This is a genomic window from Hyphomonas sp. KY3, from assembly GCF_017309975.1.
Classification (GTDB): domain Bacteria; phylum Pseudomonadota; class Alphaproteobacteria; order Caulobacterales; family Hyphomonadaceae; genus Hyphomonas.
The window spans coordinates 980,872-1,005,050 of sequence record NZ_CP022271.1 but is presented as its reverse complement, the minus strand read 5'-3'; the positions used below and the strand labels follow the sequence as shown (position 1 = coordinate 1,005,050).

The following is a 24,179-nucleotide window of genomic DNA, read 5'->3' as shown; positions in this document are numbered from 1 at the left end:
GACATCAGGAACCTGAGCATTAGCGCTCCGTTTATAGCATAAGCTATTGAAGGAGCTGACCATGATGAAGTCATTGAAATATGTTGCCGCAGCTGGCGCCCTAGGCGCTGCAACCGCACTCGCCACATCTCCCGCATACGCTCAACTCGGGATCGGCGTAGGGGTAGACACCGATGTGGACGTCGGGGTCGGGGTAAGAACCGCTGATCCTCATCCGCGCCATCGACACGAAACATATGTTTACGATGGTTACGAGTCCGGTCATTGGCACACGCGCCATGAGATACGTCGTGAGCACCGCTGGAACGCGCGCTATAAAGGCTATGACTGCTACGAATCGTTCCAATATACTTGGGAAGACGGCGAACGCGTTCGCTATGACACCACGTTCTGCTACAATGACAATGGCCGCAAGTATGAACCCGATGGCGTTCGTGCAACCGTGAAAGTACGCTAGCAACTCGATGAACTGACCGTCAAATCCCCGTGCTTCAGGCGCGGGGATTTTACGTTGGGAGCAACAGGCATGCGTCACCATACGAGTAGAAACGGTACTCGCTGGCAATAGCGTGCGCATAAGCCGCCTGCATGATCTCCGTCCCCATAAGGGCGCAGACCAGCATGAACAGGCTGGAGCCCGAAAGGTGAAAATTCGTCACGAGGGCGTCTGTTGCGCGAACGGCATCGCCCGGCTTCAGGAAGATATCCGTAGGGCCGGTTGCCGCGTGCAGGATACCATCCGTATCAACACAACTCTCCAGTGTGCGCATAGCCGTTGTTCCGACTGGCACCACACGGTGTCCACCGGCCCGCGCTGTGTTCAGCTTGGCCGCCACCTCCGGCGTCAGGCGTCGCCATTCCTCATGCAGCCGATTCGCTTCAAGCTGCGCCGCTTCCAGGGGTTTGAACGTGCCGAGTCCAACATGGAGGCGGACGGTCTCTCGCACAATGCCAGCCGCATCGATGTCAGCCAACAAGCGCGGTGTGAAGTGCAAACCGGCTGTAGGAGCGGCAACGGAAGCTGCGTCCTCGCCAGCAAACTTGGTCTGATAAGTTTCCCGGTCCAAGGCATCCGCCGGGCGACGACGCGCGATGTAAGGCGGCAATGGCATCGCGCCATGGGCATCGAGCGCATCGGTCAACTCATCGCCCGCAAGCGAGAAGCACAATTCTATTTCGCCGCCTTCATGACGACCAGTGATCTCAGCGGAAAAGCCTTCGGCAAAGATAATCGTGTCGCTTTCTTTCAGCCGACGACCCGGCCTTGCGAGTGCGCGCCAGCGCCGCGCATCCATCCGCTCGGTCAGATTGACATCGCACGCCACGTCCTGCCCAGACTCATCGCGCGCCGGACGGACGCCGGTCAATGCAGCGGGCAGCACACGCGTGTCATTGAAAACCATGACATCACTAGCCGACAGGTAGCGTGGCAGGTCACGTATAGTCGCATCTTCCAACCGCCCATCGCCATGCACCACCAGCAGACGCGCAGAATCCTGCGGATCGGCCGGGCGCAGCGCAATCAACTGCTCCGGCAGGTCAAACTCGAATTCGGACAAGTCCATGCGGCGATGCCCCGACCAGAAAGTCTCTAGTCTTCAACGACCGTTGGAACGGGCGGCAGGCTACAAACATGCGGACGACCGGCCCCCGTGATGAGGCCGGCAAACAGGTCGCTGTCCGTGCGCATGACCCAAGCCTGGGGGCGCTCACCTTCCGGCAGGTCAGCCGCTACGGCGGCCGATTCCAACGTGTCTGGATCCGTGACCACTCCATCAGTGCCATCCGGACCTTTCTTGATCGACATGACCACATCCTGCCCGTCAAGCACACGGCCCCAGGCGGTGTACTGCTTGTCGAGATGTTCGGTATGTCCACGCATTAGGAAGAATTGCGAATTGCCGGAGTTCACATCATTGCCAAGGCGCGCAGTAGACACCACGCCCGCGCAATGCGGGATCCAGCTTTCGATGGTTTCGTTCCCGAGGTCTTGAGCCAGCCAAAGCGGGCGGGTCGCGATCGGAAAGCCGTTGATATAGCCATTGTCTGCGTCGTCGCGCTCACCAATCGCATAATCCAGCGGCATCTCCTCCGGATTGCGGCGGAAAGTGAATTCAGCTTCGATGCCCTGCAGGCCAGAGCCCACACCATTGATGGCGCGAATGTCGCCACCTTGCGCCATGAAACCTTCGATCACGCGATGGAACTTGGTGCCCGCATAATCGCCAGACCGGATAATGGTGGAGAACTGCTCGAAATGCTTGGGAGCAACTTCCGGGAACGCTTCGATCAGGATGCGCCCCTTGTTGGTATTGAAAATGAACAGACGCTCTGGGTCAACGGCACGCCAGCTGGCCGTATCGGCCTTGGCGTCTTCAACCGTATAAGTTGCCGGGGCGTCTTCCGCTGGCGCTGCGCTTTCTGTGGTATCGGCCGTGGCTGTCAGGGCGATGGCGGAAGCGGCAAGCGCGAAAGCGGCAAACTTCATTTTTCATACTTCTCCAGCAGGGCCCGTTTTACGTCGGGCGTTACAAACGGCGTGATATCTCCGCCCAGGCTCGCGATTTCCTTCACGAGCCGAGAGGCCACGGCCTGATGCCTAACATCGGCCATCAGAAACACGGTTTCAATGTCGGGATTCAGTTGCTCGTTCATCGCGGTCATCTGGAATTCGTATTCGAAATCCTGAACCGCGCGCAGGCCGCGCACGATAATGTGTGCTTCACAAGCCTCGGCGAACTTCATGAGCAATCCATGCATCGGCATGACCTTAATATCGGCCAGGCCCGGTCCGTTCATTTTGGCGCACTCCGACCGCACCATGTCGACCCGCTCCTGTAGTGGGAACAGGGGTTTCTTGGCTTCATTGATCGCCACGCCGATGATCAGCGTGTCCACCAGCTTGCGGGCGCGGCCAATGATATCAAGATGGCCGTTCGTCGGCGGGTCGAATGTTCCTGGATATAGTCCAACGCGATGCAAAAGCCTGTCCTCCCCGCCTTTCAGGTCCGATTTCCGTGCGGGATTTAGTCTCCCGCATCTTCGGCATCATCCATAGCGGTTTCAGCGTCTTCCACAAGCCGTGCGACAGAAACCACGCGTTCGCCTTCGGCTGTGCGGAGCACCCAGACGCCCCCCGTCGACCGACCGGCGATGCGGATCTGCTCAACAGGCGTGCGGATCAACTGGCCTGCATTGGTGACCAGCATGACCTGATCGCCGTCGCCCACCGTGAAGGATTGCGCAACCTGTTTGACCGGCCCCTGCTTCTTGTCGCGTCCCCAGATATTCTGGGCGACAAGGCCTTTGCCGCCGCGCCCGGTGACACGGTAGTCATAGGCCGACGAGCGCTTGCCCATGCCGTCATCGGCAATGGTCAGGATGAATTCCTCGGCGGCGCCGAGTTCGGCAATGCGTTCAGCGCTCAAGGCAGCCTCGTCGACGGCTTCTTCGCCATCATCGTCCGAGACTTCCTCTTCCTCGCCCGTCGCAGCGCGGCGCATCGCGGCGGCATGCTTCAGATAGCCGCGCGCTTCTTCCGACGTAACGTCCATATGACGCAGGATGCCCATGGAGATCACTTCATCTCCTTCACCCAGACGGATGCCCCGGACACCGGTCGAATTGCGCCCCGCAAAGACACGTACATCCGGAACGGCAAAGCGGATACACTGGCCAAGCGCTGTGGTCAGCAGGATATCGTCCTTCTCGGAACAGATCTTCACTGACACGATGCCGTCATCATCTTCCAGCTTCATCGCGATCTTGCCGTTGCGGTTCACGCGAGTGAAATCTGACAACTTGTTACGGCGGACCGTGCCGGTCTTCGTCGCGAACATGACGTCCAGCTCATTGCGGGACTCATCGTCCTCCGGCAGCGGCATGACGCTTTCGATACGCTCATCGGCGGCCAGTGGGAAGATATTGACCAGCGCCTTGCCGCGCGAGTTCGGCCCACCAATCGGCAAGCGCCAGACCTTCTCCTTGTAGACCATGCCGGCCGAGGAGAAGAAGAGGACTTCAGTATGCGTGGTCGCCGAGAACACGTTCACGACGAAGTCCTCGTCCTTCATGTTCATGCCCGAGCGGCCCTTGCCGCCCCGATGCTGCGTACGATAGGTCGAAAGCGGGGTGCGCTTGACGTAGCCGCCATGCGTCACGGCCACGACCATGTCTTCAACCTCGATCAGGTCTTCGTCTTCCATGTCGATGCCGCCAAAGGCGAATTCCGACCGACGTGGAACAGCGAATTTCTCTTTAACTTCAGAGAGCTCGCCCTTGATGATGTCCAGAACGCGCTGGCGCGACCGCAGGATGCTGAGGAATTCCTCGATCTTCTCGGACAGACCCTTGGCTTCATTGCCAATCTCGTCACGGCCGAGGCCCGTCAGACGGGACAGCTGCAGCGCAAGAATGGAGCGCGCTTGCTCATCGGACAGATAGATCGTGTCGCCGTCGCCCTTGCGGGTCCGGCGGTCCGCGATCAGATCCAGCAGCGGGCCCATATCCATGATCGGCCAAGCTTTCTCGAGCAGAGCTTCGCGGGCTGCATTCGGATCGGGCGAATAGCGTATGATGCGAATGACTTCGTCTATGTTGGCCACGGCCATGGCCAGGCCGACAAGGACGTGGGCGCGGTCGCGTGCCTTGTTCAATTCGTGCTTGGTGCGGCGAACCACGACTTCCTGACGGAAAGCCACAAAGCAATCGAGCACTTTGCGCAGGTTCATCAGCTCCGGGCGACCACCATTAAGGGCCAGCATGTTGACGCCGAAACTGGTTTGCATCTGGCTGAAACGGAAGAGCTGGTTCAGCACCACTTCCGCGCTCGCATCCTTTTTCAGTTCGACCACAACACGAATGCCGTTCCGATCGGATTCGTCCCGCAGGTCAGCGATGCCTTCGATGCGCTTGTCACGCACGAGTTCCGCGATCTTTGTAATCATCGCGGCCTTGTTCACCTGATAGGGAATTTCGGTCACGATAATGGCCTGACGGCCATTCTTGGCTTCTTCGATATCGGTCTTGGCGCGCATGATCACGCTGCCGCGGCCGGTGGTCATCGCCTTGCGGCTGCCGGACATGCCCATGATCTGGCCGCCGGTCGGAAAGTCAGGACCGGGGACGATTTCGAGCAGGGCGTCTTCATCCAGCGTCGGGTCTTCGATGATTGCCAGTGTCGCGTCGATCACTTCGCCCAGATTGTGCGGCGGGATATTCGTCGCCATACCGACCGCGATGCCGCCAGCACCATTGACCAGCAGGTTCGGATACTGCGCCGGCAGGACAATCGGCTCTTTCTGGGATCCGTCATAATTGTCCTGGAAGTCGACCGTATCCTTGTCGATATCGGCGAGCAGATAGGTCGCCTCCTTCGTCATGCGGCTTTCGGTATAACGCATGGCGGCTGGTGGATCATTGTCGATCGAGCCGAAATTGCCCTGACCGTCTACGAGCGTCACGCCCATCGAGAATGGTTGGGCCATGCGCACCAGCGCGTCATAGATCGCAGAGTCACCGTGCGGGTGGTAGTTACCCATCACCGCGCCGACGATATTTGCAGATTTCTTGTACGGCTTGCTGGGCGTATTGCCGCCCTCGTTCATCGCATAGAGAATGCGGCGATGAACAGGTTTCAGACCATCCCGCACATCCGGTAGTGCCCGACTCACGATGACGCTCATCGCATAGTCGAGATAGGAGCTTTTCAGCTCGGATTCGATAGAAATCAGCTCAATGCCGTCCGGAAGGGACGCGCTGCCCTCACCGCCATTTTCTGGCGTTTCCGGGTCGTCTGGCGGAGTTGTGTCGTCGCTCATGGAGAATTCGTCCTGGCTACGGTGAAATTAACGGGAATCACCTGTTCCGATACAGGAACATGTCTAGCATCCCGCCATGATTGAAACAAATGCGACAGGGCCAAAATAGCAGTAAATACGGGCGAAATCGCCCTAAAACGGGGTCTCGGAAGCAGGGCTCAGCGCCCCGATGGTTTCGAGCGCTTTGCGGACCGCCTCTTTGCGCGTTTTCAGTGCCGGATTTTCAGCGTTCATGTCCAGATTGAACGCGAATGCATATGTACCCGGAGCGCCACCTTCGGTCTGTTCCAGCCAACCAACATACCAGCCGATATCCGTTTCACCGGGCACACTCTTCCAACCCGTCTTGGCATGGATCGACCAGCCATCACCCTTCTCGGCGAACATCATCGGAATCGCCTGCTCATAGGTCCGCGCCGAAAGCGGCAAAGTGCGGGCAGACAGTTTCGCGAGAAACACGACTTGCTCCCGCGCGGAGATCTTCAGCGGGCCCTTCAGCCAATAGGTCTGAATATCATCCTCGGTGCCCGTGTCAGCGTTCCCATAGCCAAAGCGCGCGAGCCAAGTGCTCAGCGCGACATTGCCGATACGCGGCGTGACCGTCTGGTAAATCCACACCGTGGAACGCTGGAAGGCCGAAGCGAAATCCTGACTTTCATTCCACACCGGCAAGAACCGCGTCTCACCATCCCACTCAAACCATTCATCGGGGCCGCTGACAGCGCCTGTCTCCAAGGCAATCAGCGTGTGCGGGATCTTGGAGGTCGATGCGGCCACGAAACGCTCAGATGGACGCTCACCGCTGGTGGTCCATGTCCGACTGTCTTCAAGCCGGAAGACGACGAGCGCCGCTGTATCCGGCGTCAGGGATTCGCTGGTAAGGACAGAATCAAGATTTCCGACCGGGACGATCGGCGGAGACTGGCATGCGCCCAGTAAGGCGACCACAGTCGCCGCCAACCAGTGCGCAGGATGCCAGCCTGCCCGCATAGCGCTAGAACGGGATCTCGTCGTCGAGGTCCTGGCTGAAACTTTCCTGCGGACCGCTCATCTGGCGCGGCGCGCCGGCCTGCCCCTGATAGCCGCCGAAATCATTGCCGGACGACCGGCCACCGCCTTCATTACGGCTGTCCAGCATGGTCAGCGTGGAATTGAAGCCGCGCAGCACGACTTCAGTCGTGTAGCGATCCTGGCCATCCTTGTCCTGCCATTTGCGGGTCTCGAGTTGGCCCTCGATATAGAGCTTGGAGCCCTTTTTGATATAATTCTGGACAACGCGGACAAGGCCTTCGCTGAAAACCGAAACGCGATGCCATTCGGTCTTTTCCTTGCGTTCGCCCGTATTCTTGTCCTTCCACGTCTCGGACGTGGCGAGCGAGAAGCTGGCGACCTGGCCGCCATTCTGGAACTGGCGGACTTCCGGGTCCTGTCCAACATTTCCGACAAGGATGACCTTGTTCACTGATCCTGCCATGGTTCCAACTCCGCTCCGGTCTGTTTCGCTTTCGATTCGAATCCGCTTTTACTCTGCTCAAGGCGGTGTGTCGCCCGCTGCGGTGAAAATTCCCCCGCCTTCGGCATGAAAAAGCAGCGCCCGCTGTATGTTCACATTTTGTTCTTGTCGTCAAGCTGGACTCAAGGCACACATAGGACCTAGCAGATATTTAGCTCCGTTTCGCTGGCGAAACGAGCATCAATCCAGCAGAGAGCCCGTCAATGGCAGAGTCTCCCTTCATCCGCGTGCGCGGCGCCAAGGAACACAATCTCAAGAATGTCGACGTGGATATCCCCCGCGGCGAGCTGGTCGTGATGACCGGCCTGTCTGGATCAGGCAAATCCTCGCTGGCATTCGACACGATCTATGCCGAAGGCCAGCGCCGTTATGTCGAGAGCCTTTCAGCGTATGCGCGCCAGTTCCTGGAGCTGATGCAGAAGCCGGATGTAGAGAGCATTGAGGGCCTGTCGCCCGCTATCTCGATTGAGCAGAAGACGACCAGCCGAAACCCGCGCTCGACCGTTGGTACGGTTACCGAGATTTACGACTACATGCGCCTGCTGTGGGCGCGCGTCGGCATTCCTTATTCGCCAGCCACCGGCCTGCCCATCGAGAGCCAGACCGTCAGCCAGATGGTCGACCGCACAATGGACCTGCCCGAAGGCACGCGGCTCTACCTGCTGGCGCCTATCGTCCGTGGCCGGAAAGGGGAGTACCGCAAGGAATTCGCCGAATTGCTCAAGAATGGCTACCAGCGGGTCAAGGTCGACGGCGAGTTTCACGAACTGGAAAACCCGCCCAAACTGGACAAGAAATTCAAGCATGACATCGACGTCGTGGTCGACCGGATCGTCGTGCGCGAGGGCATGGAACAGCGCCTCGCCGAAAGTTTCGAGACGGCGATCGGACTCGCCAATGGCATCGCTATCGGCGAATATGCCGATCTCGAAGACGGCGAGACCGAGCCGAAGCGCATCACCTACAGCGCCAATTTCGCCTGCCCGGTCTCCGGCTTCACAATCCCTGAAATCGAACCCCGCCTCTTCTCGTTCAACAATCCCTTCGGGGCCTGCCCGACCTGTGACGGCCTCGGACAGCAATTGAAGGTGGATGCCGGACTGGTTGTTCCGGACAAGGATCTTGACCTGCTGAACGGTGCGATCGCGCCCTGGGCCAAATCGACCTCACCCTACCAGACCCAGACTCTGCAGGCCTTGTCGGCGCACTACCGATTTGACCTGAAGAAGCCCTGGAATAAACTGTCGGAGGACATCCACCAGATGATCCTGTTCGGCACGGGCGAAGAAGAAATCAATTTTGTCTACGATGACGGCATGCGCCGTTATGAGGTGAAGAAGACGTTCGAAGGCGTCATCCCGAACCTTGAGCGCCGCTATCGCGAAACCGACAGCCAATGGGTGCGTGACGAGATCGCGAAATTTCAGGCAGCCGCACCCTGCCCGGCCTGCGGTGGCAAGCGTCTGAAACCTGAAGCGCTGGCGGTGAAGATCGACAGTCTCGACATTTCCGACGCCTCGGTCTTCTCGATCAAGCAGGCACATGACTGGTTCGCTGCCGTTCACAAGTCGCTGACGAAACAGCAGAATGAGATCGCCGGACGCATCCTGAAGGAAATCAATGACCGGCTCGACTTCCTCAATGATGTCGGCCTGGAATACCTCACGCTCAGCCGCGCCTCGGGCACGCTGTCTGGCGGGGAGAGCCAACGCATCCGGCTCGCCAGCCAGATCGGCTCCGGCCTGACCGGCGTGCTCTACGTGCTGGACGAGCCGAGCATTGGCCTGCACCAGCGCGACAATGATCGCCTGCTGGAAACGCTGAAACGCCTACGTGACCTTGGAAACTCCGTGATCGTCGTGGAACATGACGAGGATGCTATCCTGACCGCTGACCATGTTATCGACATGGGACCGGCCGCAGGTGTGCATGGCGGCCAGATCATTGCCGAGGGCACGCCCGATGAGGTGATGGCCAGTCCGAAAAGCCTGACAGCAGACTATCTGAACGGCACCAAGGAAATCCCGATTCCGACGCGCCGTCCGGTCGAGAAAGCCAAGCGCAAGGTGACCCTGAAGGGGGCCACCGGCAACAATCTGAAAAATGTCGACGCCACGATCCCGCTTGGCAGCTTCACCTGCATCACGGGCGTCTCCGGCGGCGGCAAATCCACGTTGATCATCGAAACGCTCTATAAAGCACTGGCTCGCAAGCTGAACGGCGCGTCCAGCCCGCCACAGCCGTACCAAAGCCTTGAAGGCCTGCAGCATCTCGACAAGGTCATCGACATTGACCAGAGCCCGATTGGCCGTACACCGCGCTCTAACCCGGCCACTTATACCGGTGCCTTCGGCCCGATCCGCGACTGGTTTGCCGGACTGCCCGAGGCCAAGGCGCGCGGCTACGCACCTGGCCGGTTCAGCTTCAACGTGAAGGGTGGGCGTTGTGAAGCCTGTCAGGGCGACGGCGTCATCAAGATCGAGATGCATTTCCTGCCAGACGTCTATGTCACGTGCGAAACCTGCAAGGGCAAGCGCTACAATCGCGAGACGCTGGAAGTCCTGTTCAAGGGCAAGTCGATTGCCGACGTGCTGGACATGACCGTGGAAGACGCCGCGAAATTCTTCTCCGCCGTGCCTGCGATTTCGACCAAGCTCGACACGTTGAACCAGGTCGGCCTTGGCTATGTGAAAGTCGGCCAGCAGGCGACGACTTTGTCGGGCGGCGAAGCCCAGCGGGTGAAGCTCGCCAAGGAACTCTCCAAGCGCGCCACCGGCAAGACGCTCTACATTCTCGACGAACCGACGACCGGCCTGCATTTCGAGGACGTTCGCAAGCTTCTCGAAGTGCTGCACTCCCTCGTCGACACCGGCAACACGGCCGTCGTGATCGAGCACAATCTGGATGTGGTGAAAACGGCGGACTGGGTGCTGGACCTCGGTCCTGAAGGCGGCGATGGCGGCGGCGAACTCGTCGCTTATGGCACACCGGAAGATATTGCTGCCTGCACCGACAGTTGGACCGGTAAACACCTCGCCGAGACGTTCCGACGTCAGGACGAGCGCCGCGCCGCGCGCAACAAGCGATTGCGAGCCGAAGGCACGAGCAAGGCAAAGCCTGCCGCCAAACCGAAAAAGGCCGCCGTAAAGGCGCCTGCGAAAGCCAAAGCTGCAGCTAGGCCGAAGGCCAAGGCCCCTGCAAAGGCCGCAACCAAGGCAACGCCAAAAGCCAAGAGCCCGGCAAAGCGGAAATCCCGCACGCCGAGCCCTGCCAAGTAATCGCCTGTCGCGCTAGACGAAGGTTTCGTTGATCGCCGCCGTGTCCGTCCAGTTCGGGTCGGTCTTCGCAGCCAGCGCTGCGGGGCCACCGAACACATGCATCATGATGCCAGCCAGCCCCATATAGATCAGCCCGAAGAAAATCGCGGGGATGATGAACCCCGGCGATGCAAAGGCAGCAAGTATCGCGGCCGGATCGTCCGATCCGCTCTGCATGACCGGCATCAACGCCAAGACAGCGGTCACCGCGAAGACCAGATACAAGACAAAGATGATCGCCATCATGATCAGCGCCAGGATCAGCCAGCTGCCGATCAACGTCCACACCTTGCCTTTGGTGGCGCGCCACGCACTGCCGAACCGAATCTTGCGATCCCGAATGGTCATGGCGGCCGCGGGTGAGAAGCGCACAGCAACCCATATTGCGAACACCATGTAGGCAAGCATGACAATTACCGCCACAGCTCCGGCGGCCATGGCGCCATCACCGCCCGCGGCGACTCCGATGATCATGGGGATCATCATCAATATGAACATCCCTATATAAAGCAGGATCAGCAGACCGAACCAGAACAGGCCGACCACGAACAGGCGGCCTTCATCACCGCCAAGCTTCAGGCTGAACCCGTCGGCGCGCATGTAGCGACGCTGGCTGGCGGCTTCGAACATGATCCACATCAGGATACCAAAGACAAAAGAGACCAGATAGCCGAGCGCCACCCGGCCCATATTCTCCAGCATCACCTGATCCATCATGTCGGGATCTTCCATGACGATGGGATTGAACGCAGCACCATAGATGGGCGCCATGAGGTAGAGGCTGAGCCCCTGCACAACAATTCCGATCAGCGCGTATGCCAACGCATACTTCCAGAGAAACCCTTTCGGTCCCCCGGTTTTGCGGAAGTGCCCCATCGCATTCCCGACTGAAAATTCCAGAGTATTCATCAGCTCGCCCTCTCTCTAGCTGAAAGTATCCACACGATACGTATCGTCCACACTGCCGCGCGGGTCATGCCTCGCCGCAAACGCAGCCGGCGCGCCAGCGACATGCATGAGCAGCCCCGACAGGAACAGGCGCGCGATCAGGTAGACGGCCAACACCACGATCACCCCACTGCTCATGAAGGCTGCGGCAATGTCATCGCCAGTCTGAACATTCTCAAATGCTGGCGCCATCATGAACATCATAGGCAACTGGAGCAGTTGGTCGGCGATGCTGACGACGATTCCGCCCACGATGGTGAGAATGAGATATGCACCGAGGATTGGCCAAAACCGTCCACGCGACACGTTCCAGGCATCGAAAAACCGGAAAGCCTTGTCTTTTATGGTGAGACCAAAACACGGTGCCAGCCGCGTCGCGAAAAACGCGTAGACAAAAAACAGCACGATCCAGAGCCCGAATGCACCCAGGATCGTACCCACGACGCGGCTCGCGATCTGTGACTCGGTAACGCCATCGGCCGCAAGCCCCACTGCCGTGGACACGGCCCCAAAGAACATGAGCACCGGTACAATGATGAACAGGGTTTGCATCACGGCCCAACAGAGTCCGACCGCCATCATTCGTATTTCATCCCCTCCGAAACCGAGGGAAAATCGCTCATCGCGAACATATCGCCGTTGCGACGCGGCTTCGAACATTGCCCAGATGATCCAGCTGCCGAGCATGGCGAAGACCGCCCACCCGACCAGTGGCTCCATCGCACCCAATATCGCGGCGAATACGGCTTGAGGGTCCCCCCGACCGACCGAGGCCTGCTCCAGCATTTCTATGGTCTGGAATACTTGTAAAAAATCGTCTTTGGCGAAAATCAGGATCGCCAAGCTGAACAGGGTGAACACACCGGCAAAGGCGAGAGGAAAGACCCAGAGAAAGCTCCGCACATGCGCCGCACGGAACGCGAACATCAGCGCGCCATCAAATGAAAACCGGCTTGGCATGTGGCAGAGCCCCCCTGAACTGCTTATCAGGCGTCAGGATAGGACGATTTAGATGACAGGTGCAATCATTCGCTTGGCTCGGCACCAGGGTGCAGCTGGCGCAGGGTGGCCACCGCCAGGCCATGTCCGCCAAGCAGGAACGGCACCAGCAGGGCCATGCCAATCGCGCCTGACAGGAAGGCCCCAATGGCGCTATCGCCCCAGATATCCCGCAAGGTCCAGTTGATCAGAACCGCCACAGCAAATGGCAGGATATGTGTCGCCAGTCCCGCGAGACCGAGTTTCACAGCGTGGCCCTTGGTCCATGGCCATGTGCGAAACACCAGTGTCTGGCCCGTCGCAACCGTTGCAGCGCCAACCAGCAACAGACGCAATGCCATGAAGAACAGTATGGCTGCACCCGCCAGACAGGCAAGGATCAGCACCGCGCCATAAGCGGTCGGCAGCATGTCGATCAGCGCGGCCTGCACGACTTCTGGCGGCGTCTCCGCATCAACATCCACCCGCCCGGAAGCCTTGAGCAGGATTCCGGGCAGAATCAGGAGGAAGAACCCGATGAAGACACCCACAAACAGGAATGCCACGTAGATCGCCAGATTTGCATGGGCGAGGCGCAATCGGTCTCCCGTCCCGGTGTCCAGCATGGCGCGGTACACAACCAGCGAAAATTCGATGCCGACTACGAACACGACCAGCGCAGCAATGGCCGGCGCTGCATCGCCCATTGAAGATCCAGGTCCCACGGCGAACGTGTAAACCCCGCCTGCCACAATCAGGGCCAGCATGATGACCAAGCTGGGCCGCGCCGCTTTCAGCGCAAGGGACCAAGCCTCTGAAACAAGGCTGGGAATGAAGAGTTCACGAGTCATATCCGACTCCTTACACGCCTCACCGCGCGCTCGCCACGAGGAATCACGGCAAACGCCATCTTGACGGAGGGGCCGTCGCCCCGCACATCCGGCCCATGAGCATCAAACCCATTCATATTATCGGCGGCGGCATGGCCGGGTCGGAGGCCGCCTGGCAGGCCGCAAATGCAGGCGTGCCCGTCATCTTGCACGAAATGCGCGGCGTCAAAGGCACTGATGCGCACCAGACCGACAAACTGGCGGAGTTGGTCTGTTCCAATTCGTTCCGGTCGGACGATCACGTCTCGAATGCCGTCGGCGTGCTGCATGAGGAAATGCGCCGCGCGAATGGCCTGATCATGCATACGGCAGCCGAGCACCAAGTGCCCGCCGGCAGCGCGCTGGCCGTGGACCGCGAAGGTTTTGCAGAAGCTGTCACTGCCAAGCTGGAAGCCCATCCGAACGTCACCATCATCCGCGAGGAAATCGACGGTATCCCGCCCGAAGACTGGGACAGCGTGATCGTGGCCACCGGGCCGCTCACCTCGCTCAAGCTCGCGGAAGCCATCCACGCCCATACTGGCGAGGATGATCTCGCTTTCTTCGACGCCATCGCGCCAATCGTCTATTTCGACTCCGTCGACATGACCAAGGCTTGGCGCCAGAGCCGCTATGACAAGCCCGGACCCGGCGGAGACACAGCGGCGTATATCAACTGCCCGCTGGATGAAGACCAGTACAATGCCTTCATCGACGCGCTGATCTCGGGCGAGAAGACCGAGTTCAAGGAATGGGAAAAAAACACGCCTTACTTTGAAGGCTGCCTGCCGATTGAAGTCATGGCAGAGCGCGGTCGCGAGACGCTGCGATTCGGACCGATGAAACCGGTCGGCCTGACCAATCCACACCAGCCGGACATCAAGGCGCACGCCATCGTCCAGCTGCGCCAGGACAATGCCCACGGCACCTTGTGGAACATGGTCGGCTTCCAGACCAAGCTGAAATATGGCGCGCAGACCGATATCTTCCGGATGATCCCCGGCCTCGAAAAAGCAGAGTTTGCGCGGCTTGGCGGCATCCATCGCAATACGTTCCTGAATTCGCCGAAACTGCTCGACGAGCAGCTGCGCATGAAAACCCTGCCGCGCTTGCGCTTTGCTGGCCAGGTTACCGGCGTCGAAGGCTATGTCGAAAGCGCGGGCATGGGCTTGCTCGCCGGTCGCTTTGCCGCGGCAGAGCGCCTTGGCCGTCCATTGGCGCCGCCGCCCGAGACGACCGCACTCGGCTCGCTAATCCGCCACATCACCGGCGGACACCTTGAAGGCAAGGCGACGTTCCAACCGATGAACGTGAATTTCGGCCTGTTCCCTGAGATCACCGATTTCCCCAAACACGGGCCCGACGGCAAGCGCCTGCGCGGCAAGGACAAGGGCCGCGCCAAGAAACGCGCGCAGGCCGTACGCGCACTGGAAGACTTTGATTCCTGGCTGTCGGCCACCAGCCTGGTCCCGGCAGAATAAACATGCGCCTCGCCGTCACAGAGCCCGGCGTGCCCGAGATTTTCCATTCGCTACAAGGCGAGGGCGTCTCGGCCGGCAAGCCGAGTGTATTTGTGCGCTTTTCCCAGTGTAACCTGCACTGCGTCTGGTGCGACACGGCCTATACATGGAATTTTCTGGGGACGGAGTTTGCTCATCGCGATGACCTGCCGGGCGCCCCGAAAAAATTCGACCGCACCGCAGAGACCGTCGATGTATCTGTCGACGCCCTGACCGAGAGACTGATCAGCCAGCCTTGCCGCCGCATCATCTTCACCGGTGGTGAACCTTTGCTGCAACAACGCGAACTCGGTGAGTTAATCCAAAATCTCAAAACCTTCGACCCAGACTTCTATATCGAGATCGAAACCAATGGCACGATCAAGCCTATTGGTCTCGCGGCGGAGCTGATCGACCAGTTCAATGTCTCGCCGAAGCTGGCCCATTCCGGCAATTCGGCCTCAATCCGTCTCAGGCCCGAAGTGCTCGACTTCTATGCGAGCGACCCGCGCGCTAACTTCAAGATCGTCGTCGCAAACCCGTCAGACCTCACAGAAGTTCACGCCCTTGTTGCACAATCCGGTATGCCCACCGGTCGCGTATGGCTGATGCCCGAGGGCCGTACGCCCGCCGAACTTCGTGCGCGAGAAACATGGCTTGCCGAGGCATGTCTTGAAGCTGGCTACAATTTCACTGACCGCCTGCACATCCATCTGTATGGCGATACACGCGGCACCTGAGCCTTATTTGGCCAGCATCCACACAGCCATTGCGATCATCATCAGGTTTTCGGTCAGGGAGACAAAGCCCAGCGGCACATTGCTGTCTCCGCCGACACAGGCGCATTTCAGGTCTCGCTTCTCGATATAGACCGCACGGAAAACTGATACCGCACCAATCGTGCCGATGAACAGGGCGACCGGCGCCGCCAGAAAGATCAATGCGCCAGCAATCATCAGCACGCCTGCCAGCAATTCCGCAAACGGATAGATATAAGCGTACCTGACCCATTTCCGCGCCAACAGGTCGTAGCCGAGAAACGAGTTGGAAAAGCTTTCAAGGTCCCGCAATTTCTGGATGGACAGGATGCACATGCTGATCGCAATGAACCACTCCGCTGCACGGATGGTCAGCAAGCTGCCATAGGCTGCCCAGCTGACAGCTAGCGCCATCAGGGCAGCCGACGCGAAGATGGCCATGACCGGCGTATAGGTCTTCGTGTCCTTATCCTTCGCAGGCTGGCCGAAGAATTCCTTCAAGGCGTCGTATCCGCCGATCCGCTTTCCGTCGATGAAAGTCTGAGGCGTCGTCTTTACATCATGCTCTCGCTTGAAGGCATCGGTCTCCTCGCGGCTGGTCAGGAGATGATCATCCACCGCATACCCTTTGCGGTTCAGAAGCGCCCGGCTTTTCAGCCCGAACGGACAGACATGCGACGGTGTTTTCATCCGGTAGAGATGGGCGACGGGTTTGGTCGTAGACATGGGAAACTCCGATTGTGGACTTCAGACCTTGCCTATATAACCCCCGTACCATGGTACGGTTGCAACACGATCTTCAAATCTCGATTGGAAAATTGGCCAAAGCTGGAGGCGTAGGTGTGGAAACCGTCCGCTATTATCAGCGTCTGGGTCTGATGCCGCTACCGGAGCGCCCACAAGGCAGCGGCGTCTCAGGTGGCATCCGCCAATATGGCCGTGCAGATATGGAACGCCTTCGCTTCATTCGCTCTGCGCAGGCCGCCGGCTTCACGTTGAAGCAAATTGCCCGCCTGATCGAACTCGACGCGATGACAGACCGCACGGAAGCGAGACAAATGGCAACAGATCGTCTCAAGGCGCTGGATGCCCAGATCAACGAGCTACAGCAGGCCCGGGCGTCATTGAAACGGCTTGCGGAAGAATGTGCATATGAGGATGGCGGCCCATGTCCCATCCTGAAGGCGTTCGAGCCCTAGACCTTGCCGCTACGGACCGCCTGCAGCACGCAGAGCCGTTTCTGGATCGCGTTCGGCGTCTTGCCCTCGGTGTAGAGTTTGCGCAGCCGGAAATGCGCAATGGCTGGCCGGATCGGCTTCGGTGCAGGCGGCAGGATCGGGCCGAATGCCTTGGAGTCAGAGCGGCGAGCGGCGGCAAAATAGGGCGCGACGTTCCGGATTTCCTCAGCCCAGTTATGCATCGGCGTCAGCACATGCGCCGCCGTCAGCGCAAGCCAGCCTTCCGGTTCCAATGCCCGGTCCTGCGCTTCAAAGGCAGCCTGATAACCATCAATCAGATCCTGCAAGGCGCGTGCTTTCAGGCGCCCGGCCTCGATCTCTTCTTTCAAGGCCCGCGCGACGTCATGTTCGCGCACTTTGCCCATTTCAATTTCGGAAATTGCATCCCGCCACCATTGGAACCGGATCAGGCCAAGACCCTCTTCCGAAACCACCAGGCGCACCCGTGCCAGCTCGTATGCCAGCGCATAAAGTGCCGTCAGCGCCTGTCGCTGATCGTCCTTCGCATAGCGGCTGGAAATCCAGCGGTCTTCGTCTGCCCGCAGAATCCGCTTGTCGATTGCGGCCCATTGAGATTTGGAAAGAGGGCTAGTCTGGTTTGACATGCAACCCATATGTGGGAAGACGCGTAATTAGACCAGATACTTTGCTGCAAGAAAGGACGCCCAAAATGGCATTTTCCCTCCCTGATCTCCCATACGGACGCGACGCCCTGGCGCCGCACATCTCCGAGGAGACCTTGAACTTTCACCACGGCAAGCACCACGCCGCTTATGTCAACAACCTCAACGGCCTGATCGAGGGCACCGACCTCGAAAACGAGTCGCTCGAATCCATCATCAAGAAAGCCGCAGCCGATAGCGGCAAGGCCGGCCTGTTCAACAATGCGGCCCAGGTCTGGAACCACACATTTTACTGGCACTGCATGAAACCGGGCGGCGGCGGCAAACCGCACGGCAAAGTGGCAGAACTGATCGACCGCGACCTGGGCGGCTACGACCAGTTCGTGAAGGACTTCAAAGCAGCAGGCGGCGGTCAGTTTGGCTCCGGTTGGGCCTGGCTGGTCTACAAGGGCGGCAAGCTGCACATCACCAAGACCCCGAACGCGGAAACGCCGGTCACAGATATCGACGCTACGCCGATCCTGACCATGGATGTCTGGGAGCACGCATACTACCTCGACTACCAGAACAGCCGCCCGAACTATATGGGCGCTTTCCTGGACAATCTCGTGAATTGGGATTTTGCGAACCAGAATCTCGCTGACGCGGGCGCCTGATTTGGGGTAAGGTCCTCTCGTCATATGGACGAGGGGACCGCCCATGTTTTGTACAAATTGCGGACAGAAGCTGGGAGATGGCCACCGCTTCTGCGCCAATTGCGGAACAGCTGTTACAGACGGCGCACACTCCGCCTCACCGCCATCCTTCCCTGCACAGAATGTTGATCCCAGCGTCGATTGGCGCAATTCGATGAATGTGGGAGAGATCATCAACCATCCCGATGTTCGAGCACGGGTCGTCCAAGTCACCGGGGCGACTCCCCAAGGGATGACCGCAGAACAGTTCTTCAAATATGCCGAGCCCGTCATGGCGGCGGCTGGCGCGGGCGGGGTCCCGCTGGCCGCGATGAAAGACATCGCCATCCCGCTTTATGCCAAGCTCGGCCTCAAGATGGACCGCGAACTGTCGCAAGGCTTTCGCAACACGTTCGGCGAAACGCTCGCTGCCGTGGTCTGTTCGCTCGCCAGCCGTAGCCAGCCAATCGTGGATATTTCAGAGGCAGGCGATGGCTGCATCATCAATTCCAAAATGGCCTCTTCTGTCTGGTCCTGGGAAGGCAACATGATCATCACTTTGGAATCCCGTGAGGAAGGCACATTGCTGAAAGGCACGATTACCGTGCCCGGACAGGCATTTGATTGGGGCCGATCCAAGCGCGTGCTGCAAAATCTGATCGATGACGTCCAGCGCTATCGCGTCTGACCTGCGCGCTCTCGGGCGAAAGCTGGGCGGCCCCCCTTCCATTTAGTCACAATTTGGCTTATGTGCAGCGCAACACGACGCTCCGGGCATGGAATTCGCCCGGCCCGCCAAAAGTGCACTAAGGCACTGAACGCGGGAAACTGCGGCCACCAAGGCCGCCGGGTTGAATCAGAAACCATTCCAGGAACCATAACATTGACTGACGTAACATTTGCAGACCTCGGCCTTGGGCCGAACGTACTTAAGGCTGTGGAAGAGGCAGGCTATACCACGCCCACGCCGATCCAGGCCGAAGCCATCCCCCATATCCTCGCCGGCGGCGACGTCACAGGCATCGCGCAAACCGGCACCGGCAAGACGGCGGCCTTCGTGCTCCCGATGATCCATCGCCTTGCGCGCGGACGGGCGAGGGCCCGCATGCCCCGTTGCCTGATCCTCTGCCCGACGCGCGAACTGGCCGCGCAGGTGGCCGAGAATTTCGAGAAGTATGGCAAGCACCTGAAACTCACCATGGCCCTGCTCATTGGCGGTGTCAGCTTCAAGGAACAAGAAGGCCTGCTCCAACGCGGTGTCGACGTACTGATCGCCACACCGGGCCGCCTGATGGACCAGTTCGAACGCGGAAAGCTGCTGCTGATGGGGGTCGACTACCTCATCATTGACGAAGCCGACCGCATGCTCGACATGGGCTTCATTCCCGACATCGAGAAGATTGTCTCCAAAATTCCGGCGAAACGGCAGACTCTGCTATTCTCGGCAACCTTCCCGACTGATATTCAGAGACTGGCGAAGACCTTCCAGCGCGACCCGGTCAAGATCGAAGTTGCCCGTCCGACGGACGCCGCCAAGACGATCACACAGCACGTGGTCCACATTCCGACCAATGACGCGAAGGCCAAGCGCACCGCGCTGCGCCGCGTGATCGAGTCCCGCGACGTGAAGAACGGCATCGTCTTCTGTAACCGGAAGGTCGAAGTCGATATCGTCGCGGCCTCTTTGCAAAAGCATGGCCACGACGCCGCCGCCATTCATGGCGACCTGCCGCAGGCCTTTCGCACCCAGGTGCTGCAGCGTTTCCGTGACGGCGACCTGAAGCTGCTCGTAGCGTCGGATGTCGCCGCACGCGGGCTAGACATTCCGGACGTCGGGCATGTCTTCAACTATTCGCCGCCACCCAAAGACGAGGATTATGTTCACCGGATCGGGCGGACCGGCCGCGCCGGGCGTACGGGCGAAAGCTTCACGGTTGTGTCACCGTCGGACGAAAAATCCTGGGGCTTTGTCCTCAAGATGATCCAGCAGGATGTCGAGGACTATATGCCCGAGGGCCTGCTTGAAGAACTCGGAGACCTGCCACCGGATGAAAGTCGCAGCCGCGGCCGTTCCCGGTCAGGCAGTCGTGACGACAAATCACGCGGAGGTCGCTCGCGCAGCCGTCGGCGCGACGAGAACGCCGACAAGCTGGAAGAGGCAACTCCCGCCGAGTCCAAGCCTAAAGCCAAGGCTGAAGAGCCCAAGGCAAAGACTGAACCGAAGTCCGATGCCCAGACCGATGATCGCCCGGAAGAGAAGCCAAAGCGCGAGCGTGCGGCGAAGCCAAAACGCGATCGCGAACGGGACCGCAAGCGCAAGGATGACGACCCTATCCTCGATCCGGCTCCTGAAAAGGTCAAAGGCTTCGGCAGCGATATTCCAGCATTCCTGAAACGCTAGTTCGAACAGACCGCAAAAGAAAAAGCCCGCCAGCATTGCCGGCGGGCTTTCTTGTTTCCGGAAACAGAGCCTAGCGCTTGATGCGGCCTTTCACCTGACCCCGGAACTTGTCGCCATAAGGCGGGCGCATCATGGCCAGCATCTCACTGCCCGTTTGCGTGTACACTGACTTCTTGTGACTGAACTCCATGAAGCCGTCCCGACCGTGATAGCTGCCCATGCCGGATGGACCCACACCGCCAAAGGGCAGGTCTTCCTGCGCGACATGGAAGATGACGTCATTCACGGTCACGCCCCCCGACGTCGTATTGTTCAGCACGTAATCTTTCTCGGTCGAGTCCTCACCGAAATAGTAAAGCCCAAGCGGCCGGTCATGCGCGTTTACATATGCCACCGCATCTTTTGTTTCACCATAAGACTTGATGGGCAGGATCGGACCGAAAATTTCATCCTGCATAACTTTCAAATCATCGCCCGGATTGACGATAATGTGCGGCGGGATCTTGCGGTGCGGCTGTTGGGAGAAGTTCTCTCCCGCCGGATTGAGCTCGTGGACCTCCGCGCCTTTTTCGCGCGCTTCCTCGATATAGCTCATGATCCGGTCATAATGGCGCTGGTTCACGACTGATGTGTAGTCGTCATTGTCTTTCAGGCCCGACGGATACATCGTCTCAATGGCTTTGGTCGCCGCGCCCACAAATTCTGCGGTCTTTTCCTGCGGCACGAAGGCATAGTCTGGAGCCAGGCAGATTTGGCCTGCGTTCAAAGTCTTGCCCGCCATGATACGGCTTGCCGCTTTTTCCATATTGGCCGACCGCCCGAGGATGACCGGGCTTTTCCCGCCAAGCTCCAGCGTCAGCGGCACGAGATTGTCTGCTGCGGCGCGCATGACGTGGTGCGCAATCGACGTCGCGCCCGTGAAGACCATATGGTCAAAAGCAAGCTTGGAGAATTCCGCGCCCACTTCCGGACCGCCCGTGATGACCGCGACTTCTTCTTCGTCATAATACTGACCAATCAGCTGTTTCATCAGCTCTGAGGTCGCCTCGGTGAATTCCGATGGCTTGATCATCGCGCGATTGCCAGCAGCGAACACGCCCGCCAGCGGCGCGAAGGTCAAATTGACCGGGAAGTTCCAGGGGCTGATCACACCGATCACGCCCTTTGGCTGGAACTGAAGCTCCGCGCGCGAGCCGAGCAAGCCAAGCGGAAATTCGACCTTGCGTTTCTCAGGCCGCATCCATTTGGCGACATGCTTCTTCGAGAATTTGAGCGCGCCGATAGACCCGGCAATATCGGTCAAATTCGACTGGTCCACAGATCGATGGCCAAAATCTTCCCGCATGGCTTCGGCCAGAGCGTCGCCATGCGTCACCAGAAGGTCGATGGACTTGTCCAGCCATTCGATTCGTTTCGAAACGGAGGGAATGCCGTCGCGAATATGTGCGGCTTTCTGGCGGCTCAGTATCGAGCTCATGCCGGATCCGGTAGCACTATCTAGGGCCATGTATTTCTTCCTTTGGGTCGTTTCCTCACCTGAGTGTAACGCGCATTGACCCCTGAACAAAATAAAAAACATTTCCGTTGGGTCAGGCGTTCACGCGGGCCAGACGACACAATAGGGTGTAAAAAAACGTCCATCGGGAGCGGAACACATGGCCTACACAAAAATTTCCTATGAGCTGAAAGGCGACATCGCCGTCATCAGCTTTGATGATCCAAGCACGCTGAATGCCTGCGGCGTCGATACAGCGCAGGAATTGCTCCACGCATTCGAAGTGGCAGCGGACGAGGCGCGTTGCACTATTCTGACCGGCTCAGGTCGTGGCTTCTGTTCCGGCGCGAATCTCGGCCCCGGCGGTCTCAGCGTACAACTCAGCCATGAAGGCTCCAAGCCAGATGCGGGGCGCGCCCTCACAACGCACTACAATCCGCTGATGCAGGCCATCAAGGAACATCCGCATCCGGTCATTACTGCCGTGAATGGTCCCGCTGCTGGCGTCGGCTGTTCACTCGCACTTGTTGGCGACATCGTGGTTTGCGCCCAGAGCGCCTATTTCCTTCAAGCCTTCCGCCGCATAGGCCTCGTACCAGATGGCGGATCGACCTGGCTTCTGGCCCGCACGATCGGCCGCGTGCGCGCAATGGAAATGGCGCTGTTCGGCGATAAGGTCCCTGCGGAAAAAGCGTTGGAATGGGGCATGGTCAATCGCATCGTTGAGGATGACCAATTGATGCCCACGGCTTTGGAAATGGCCGAGAAGTTGGCAACCGGCCCGACCATCGCCCTGTCTCTGGCACGCGAGCTGATCTGGAAAGCCTGCGAATCCGACTTCGACGAAGCCATCTACGACGAGCGCATCGCTCAACGCACTGCTGGGCGCACGGATGACTTCAAGGAAGGCGTTACCGCATTCCTCAAGAAACGCCCGGCAGAGTTTAAAGGGAAGTAGCCGGAAGGTTTATTTTTTGCCGTCCGTTTTCTCTTAACAATTGCGAAACGGCTTTGTCATATCCCTGTCCAGATTGGACGGGGACATTTCAATGACGACGGAATACCGATTGATTCACTTCAATTGCGCGCGCCCATTAGGCGCGTTCAACATGGAGAATGAATTCGTCCGGGTATTCATGGCAATTTTGCCCCGTATCTTCACTGACGCGGACTCGTTTGACGGCATGCATTGGCATACGCACGGCATCCGGCGCCCAAATGGTGACTGGTATGGCATGCAAGATGCCTTTCCTTATCCCCGCGACATGGCTGCGCCGGATGTGTGCACCATGGCTGGCTGGACATCGATCGAAGCCCTGAAAGAGTTCTCTTACAATGGACGCACACACCCACCCGGGATGCGCCGTCTGTCCGACAGTCTGGACCGCAGTGACGGGGCCAGCTTCGTACTCTGGTGGGCCCCGCGGGGTGAGCGCTTCTCGATGCAGGATGGCTGGGAGAGGCTGCAATCCCTGAGGCAGAACGGTCCGACAGAATCTGCGTTTTCCCTTGAGCGCCCGATCCGCAAACCGGTGGCAGCCTGATGCTGACACGGAGACTTGCACTCGGGCTTTTGGCGTCGATCCCATTGGCGGCGTGCGCCTCGTCGCCTGCGCCAGATGCCCGCCAAATCTATCTGGTCCGCCACGCAGAGAAAGCCGCCGGAGACGATCCGGACCTGACGGTTGTCGGTCGGGCCAGGGCTGATATTCTCGCAAACGAATTGAAGCAGGCCGGCCTTACAGCGATCTACTCAACCGATACCCGGCGCACGCGACAGACAGCTCTTCCAATTGCCAAGGCCACTGGCCTCACCGTGCTGCCCTATGACGCCGGTAATCTGGAGACCTTTGCGAACATGCTCCGCGCGACGCCCGGAAACATCCTCGTCGTGGGCCATTCCAACACCACGCCCGAACTCGTCAAAGCACTCGGCGGCAAACCCGGCGCGCCGATTGTCGAGGCCACTGAGTATGACCGCCTTTATGTACTGACTTCCAAAGGCCGCGGATTCCAGACAGAAATCCGCCGCTATGGAAACTAGCTA

Annotated in this window: 23 protein-coding genes; 11 read left to right on the top strand and 12 right to left on the bottom strand. The window is 59.1% G+C overall.

Features of this window, described 5'->3' with window-relative positions:
- Positions 1–61 precede the first annotated feature (61 nt).
- Positions 62–457, top strand: coding sequence for a hypothetical protein (locus tag CFA77_RS05165; protein ID WP_206992532.1), 396 nt, complete (start codon positions 62–64; stop codon positions 455–457).
- 49 nt (positions 458–506) lie between these two features.
- Here CFA77_RS05165 and queA read toward each other — a convergent pair whose 3' ends face one another.
- The 6 genes from queA to ssb form a co-directional block, all read right to left on the bottom strand.
- Complete coding sequence (gene queA / locus CFA77_RS05160; protein WP_206992531.1) at positions 507–1,565, bottom strand: tRNA preQ1(34) S-adenosylmethionine ribosyltransferase-isomerase QueA; 1,059 nt, start codon at positions 1,563–1,565, stop codon at positions 507–509.
- Positions 1,566–1,591: 26 nt separating this feature from the next.
- A complete protein-coding gene (locus CFA77_RS05155) occupies positions 1,592–2,488 on the bottom strand; it encodes a peptidylprolyl isomerase (protein ID WP_206992530.1) in 897 nt (298 codons plus the stop codon).
- Entirely contained in the window at positions 2,485–2,982 is a 498-nt protein-coding gene (gene coaD / locus CFA77_RS05150; RefSeq protein ID WP_034814135.1) for a pantetheine-phosphate adenylyltransferase, read from the bottom strand. The genes CFA77_RS05155 and coaD overlap by 4 nt, the downstream gene beginning before the upstream one ends.
- 44 nt (positions 2,983–3,026) lie before the next feature.
- Entirely contained in the window at positions 3,027–5,819 is a 2,793-nt protein-coding gene (gyrA, locus tag CFA77_RS05145; protein ID WP_206992529.1) for a DNA gyrase subunit A, read from the bottom strand.
- 132 nt (positions 5,820–5,951) lie between these two features.
- A complete protein-coding gene (blaOXA, locus tag CFA77_RS05140) occupies positions 5,952–6,809 on the bottom strand; it encodes an OXA-1090 family carbapenem-hydrolyzing class D beta-lactamase (protein WP_206992528.1) in 858 nt (285 codons plus the stop codon).
- A 4-nt stretch (positions 6,810–6,813) separates the two neighbouring features.
- A complete protein-coding gene (ssb, locus tag CFA77_RS05135) occupies positions 6,814–7,293 on the bottom strand; it encodes a single-stranded DNA-binding protein (RefSeq protein WP_034814137.1) in 480 nt (159 codons plus the stop codon).
- Between the two features lie 242 nt (positions 7,294–7,535).
- On the opposite strand from ssb, the gene uvrA reads away from it, so the two are divergent.
- Complete coding sequence (gene uvrA, locus CFA77_RS05130) at positions 7,536–10,610, top strand: excinuclease ABC subunit UvrA (RefSeq protein WP_206992527.1); 3,075 nt, start codon at positions 7,536–7,538, stop codon at positions 10,608–10,610.
- 12 nt (positions 10,611–10,622) lie between these two features.
- Here the strand turns inward: uvrA and CFA77_RS05125 are convergent, their stop codons facing one another.
- From CFA77_RS05125 to CFA77_RS05115, 3 genes are all read right to left on the bottom strand, one after another.
- Positions 10,623–11,558, bottom strand: coding sequence for a hypothetical protein (locus CFA77_RS05125; protein ID WP_206992526.1), 936 nt, complete (start codon positions 11,556–11,558; stop codon positions 10,623–10,625).
- A gap of 15 nt (positions 11,559–11,573) precedes the next feature.
- Positions 11,574–12,557, bottom strand: a complete 984-nt coding sequence (locus tag CFA77_RS05120; protein ID WP_206992525.1) for a hypothetical protein — start codon at positions 12,555–12,557, stop codon at positions 11,574–11,576.
- Positions 12,558–12,622: 65 nt separating this feature from the next.
- A complete protein-coding gene (locus tag CFA77_RS05115; protein WP_206992524.1) occupies positions 12,623–13,426 on the bottom strand; it encodes a hypothetical protein in 804 nt (267 codons plus the stop codon).
- Positions 13,427–13,521: 95 nt separating this feature from the next.
- Here CFA77_RS05115 and trmFO point away from each other — a divergent pair, with 95 nt between their 5' ends.
- Both trmFO and CFA77_RS05105 read left to right on the top strand, forming a co-directional pair.
- The gene (gene trmFO, locus CFA77_RS05110) at positions 13,522–14,925 is read left to right on the top strand and encodes a methylenetetrahydrofolate--tRNA-(uracil(54)-C(5))-methyltransferase (FADH(2)-oxidizing) TrmFO (protein WP_206992523.1); all 1,404 of its coding nucleotides are present in this window, start codon (positions 13,522–13,524) and stop codon (positions 14,923–14,925) included.
- A 2-nt stretch (positions 14,926–14,927) separates the two neighbouring features.
- Complete coding sequence (locus tag CFA77_RS05105) at positions 14,928–15,683, top strand: 7-carboxy-7-deazaguanine synthase QueE (RefSeq protein ID WP_206992522.1); 756 nt, start codon at positions 14,928–14,930, stop codon at positions 15,681–15,683.
- A gap of 3 nt (positions 15,684–15,686) precedes the next feature.
- Here the strand turns inward: CFA77_RS05105 and CFA77_RS05100 are convergent, their stop codons facing one another.
- Entirely contained in the window at positions 15,687–16,427 is a 741-nt protein-coding gene (locus CFA77_RS05100) for a MauE/DoxX family redox-associated membrane protein (RefSeq protein WP_206992521.1), read from the bottom strand.
- Positions 16,428–16,477: 50 nt separating this feature from the next.
- Here CFA77_RS05100 and CFA77_RS05095 point away from each other — a divergent pair, with 50 nt between their 5' ends.
- Complete coding sequence (locus tag CFA77_RS05095; RefSeq protein ID WP_206992520.1) at positions 16,478–16,900, top strand: MerR family DNA-binding protein; 423 nt, start codon at positions 16,478–16,480, stop codon at positions 16,898–16,900.
- Here CFA77_RS05095 and CFA77_RS05090 read toward each other — a convergent pair.
- Positions 16,897–17,544 (bottom strand): squalene/phytoene synthase family protein, encoded by a 648-nt coding sequence (locus CFA77_RS05090; RefSeq protein ID WP_206992519.1) that lies wholly within the window; start codon positions 17,542–17,544, stop codon positions 16,897–16,899. The two genes, CFA77_RS05095 and CFA77_RS05090, sit on opposite strands and share 4 nt — an antisense overlap.
- Positions 17,545–17,609: 65 nt before the next feature.
- On the opposite strand from CFA77_RS05090, the gene CFA77_RS05085 reads away from it, so the two are divergent.
- The 3 genes from CFA77_RS05085 to CFA77_RS05075 all read left to right on the top strand — a co-directional run bounded on the left by CFA77_RS05085 (position 17,610) and on the right by CFA77_RS05075 (position 20,637).
- Positions 17,610–18,218, top strand: a complete 609-nt coding sequence (locus CFA77_RS05085; RefSeq protein ID WP_206992518.1) for a superoxide dismutase — start codon at positions 17,610–17,612, stop codon at positions 18,216–18,218.
- A gap of 43 nt (positions 18,219–18,261) precedes the next feature.
- A complete protein-coding gene (locus CFA77_RS05080) occupies positions 18,262–18,924 on the top strand; it encodes a zinc ribbon domain-containing protein (RefSeq protein WP_206992517.1) in 663 nt (220 codons plus the stop codon).
- Between the two features lie 195 nt (positions 18,925–19,119).
- Positions 19,120–20,637, top strand: coding sequence for a DEAD/DEAH box helicase (locus CFA77_RS05075; protein WP_242517491.1), 1,518 nt, complete (start codon positions 19,120–19,122; stop codon positions 20,635–20,637).
- Positions 20,638–20,707: 70 nt separating this feature from the next.
- On the opposite strand, the gene CFA77_RS05070 is transcribed toward CFA77_RS05075, so the two are convergent.
- On the bottom strand, positions 20,708–22,144 hold the full coding sequence (locus CFA77_RS05070; RefSeq protein ID WP_206992515.1) for a coniferyl aldehyde dehydrogenase: 1,437 nt from the start codon (positions 22,142–22,144) through the stop codon (positions 20,708–20,710).
- A gap of 148 nt (positions 22,145–22,292) precedes the next feature.
- Between CFA77_RS05070 and CFA77_RS05065 the strand changes: the two genes are divergently transcribed.
- From CFA77_RS05065 to CFA77_RS05055, 3 genes are all read left to right on the top strand, one after another.
- A complete protein-coding gene (locus CFA77_RS05065; RefSeq protein ID WP_206992514.1) occupies positions 22,293–23,090 on the top strand; it encodes an enoyl-CoA hydratase/isomerase in 798 nt (265 codons plus the stop codon).
- 91 nt (positions 23,091–23,181) lie between these two features.
- Positions 23,182–23,676, top strand: coding sequence for a DUF3291 domain-containing protein (locus tag CFA77_RS05060; RefSeq protein WP_206992513.1), 495 nt, complete (start codon positions 23,182–23,184; stop codon positions 23,674–23,676).
- The gene (locus CFA77_RS05055; RefSeq protein ID WP_206992512.1) at positions 23,676–24,176 is read left to right on the top strand and encodes a histidine phosphatase family protein; all 501 of its coding nucleotides are present in this window, start codon (positions 23,676–23,678) and stop codon (positions 24,174–24,176) included. The genes CFA77_RS05060 and CFA77_RS05055 overlap by 1 nt, the downstream gene beginning before the upstream one ends.
- The last annotated feature ends 3 nt before the right edge of the window (positions 24,177–24,179 follow it).

What these genes read in the sequence shown, in the direction of transcription:
- CFA77_RS05165 (WP_206992532.1), top strand. Translation starts at nt 62, where the DNA reads ATGATGAAGTCATTGAAATATGTTGCCGCAGCTGGCGCCCTAGGCGCT.
- CFA77_RS05155 (WP_206992530.1), bottom strand. Translation starts at nt 2,488, where the DNA reads ATGAAGTTTGCCGCTTTCGCGCTTGCCGCTTCCGCCATCGCCCTGACA.
- CFA77_RS05125 (WP_206992526.1), bottom strand. Translation starts at nt 11,558, where the DNA reads ATGAATACTCTGGAATTTTCAGTCGGGAATGCGATGGGGCACTTCCGC.
- queA (WP_206992531.1), bottom strand. Translation starts at nt 1,565, where the DNA reads ATGGACTTGTCCGAATTCGAGTTTGACCTGCCGGAGCAGTTGATTGCG.
- CFA77_RS05120 (WP_206992525.1), bottom strand. Translation starts at nt 12,557, where the DNA reads ATGCCAAGCCGGTTTTCATTTGATGGCGCGCTGATGTTCGCGTTCCGT.
- CFA77_RS05080 (WP_206992517.1), top strand. Translation starts at nt 18,262, where the DNA reads ATGTTTTGTACAAATTGCGGACAGAAGCTGGGAGATGGCCACCGCTTC.
- CFA77_RS05085 (WP_206992518.1), top strand. Translation starts at nt 17,610, where the DNA reads ATGGCATTTTCCCTCCCTGATCTCCCATACGGACGCGACGCCCTGGCG.
- CFA77_RS05065 (WP_206992514.1), top strand. Translation starts at nt 22,293, where the DNA reads ATGGCCTACACAAAAATTTCCTATGAGCTGAAAGGCGACATCGCCGTC.
- CFA77_RS05055 (WP_206992512.1), top strand. Translation starts at nt 23,676, where the DNA reads ATGCTGACACGGAGACTTGCACTCGGGCTTTTGGCGTCGATCCCATTG.
- CFA77_RS05105 (WP_206992522.1), top strand. Translation starts at nt 14,928, where the DNA reads ATGCGCCTCGCCGTCACAGAGCCCGGCGTGCCCGAGATTTTCCATTCG.
- CFA77_RS05070 (WP_206992515.1), bottom strand. Translation starts at nt 22,144, where the DNA reads ATGGCCCTAGATAGTGCTACCGGATCCGGCATGAGCTCGATACTGAGC.
- CFA77_RS05095 (WP_206992520.1), top strand. Translation starts at nt 16,478, where the DNA reads ATGGTACGGTTGCAACACGATCTTCAAATCTCGATTGGAAAATTGGCC.
- trmFO (WP_206992523.1), top strand. Translation starts at nt 13,522, where the DNA reads ATGAGCATCAAACCCATTCATATTATCGGCGGCGGCATGGCCGGGTCG.
- blaOXA (WP_206992528.1), bottom strand. Translation starts at nt 6,809, where the DNA reads ATGCGGGCAGGCTGGCATCCTGCGCACTGGTTGGCGGCGACTGTGGTC.
- uvrA (WP_206992527.1), top strand. Translation starts at nt 7,536, where the DNA reads ATGGCAGAGTCTCCCTTCATCCGCGTGCGCGGCGCCAAGGAACACAAT.
- CFA77_RS05090 (WP_206992519.1), bottom strand. Translation starts at nt 17,544, where the DNA reads ATGTCAAACCAGACTAGCCCTCTTTCCAAATCTCAATGGGCCGCAATC.
- CFA77_RS05100 (WP_206992521.1), bottom strand. Translation starts at nt 16,427, where the DNA reads ATGTCTACGACCAAACCCGTCGCCCATCTCTACCGGATGAAAACACCG.
- CFA77_RS05115 (WP_206992524.1), bottom strand. Translation starts at nt 13,426, where the DNA reads ATGACTCGTGAACTCTTCATTCCCAGCCTTGTTTCAGAGGCTTGGTCC.
- CFA77_RS05060 (WP_206992513.1), top strand. Translation starts at nt 23,182, where the DNA reads ATGACGACGGAATACCGATTGATTCACTTCAATTGCGCGCGCCCATTA.
- ssb (WP_034814137.1), bottom strand. Translation starts at nt 7,293, where the DNA reads ATGGCAGGATCAGTGAACAAGGTCATCCTTGTCGGAAATGTTGGACAG.
- gyrA (WP_206992529.1), bottom strand. Translation starts at nt 5,819, where the DNA reads ATGAGCGACGACACAACTCCGCCAGACGACCCGGAAACGCCAGAAAAT.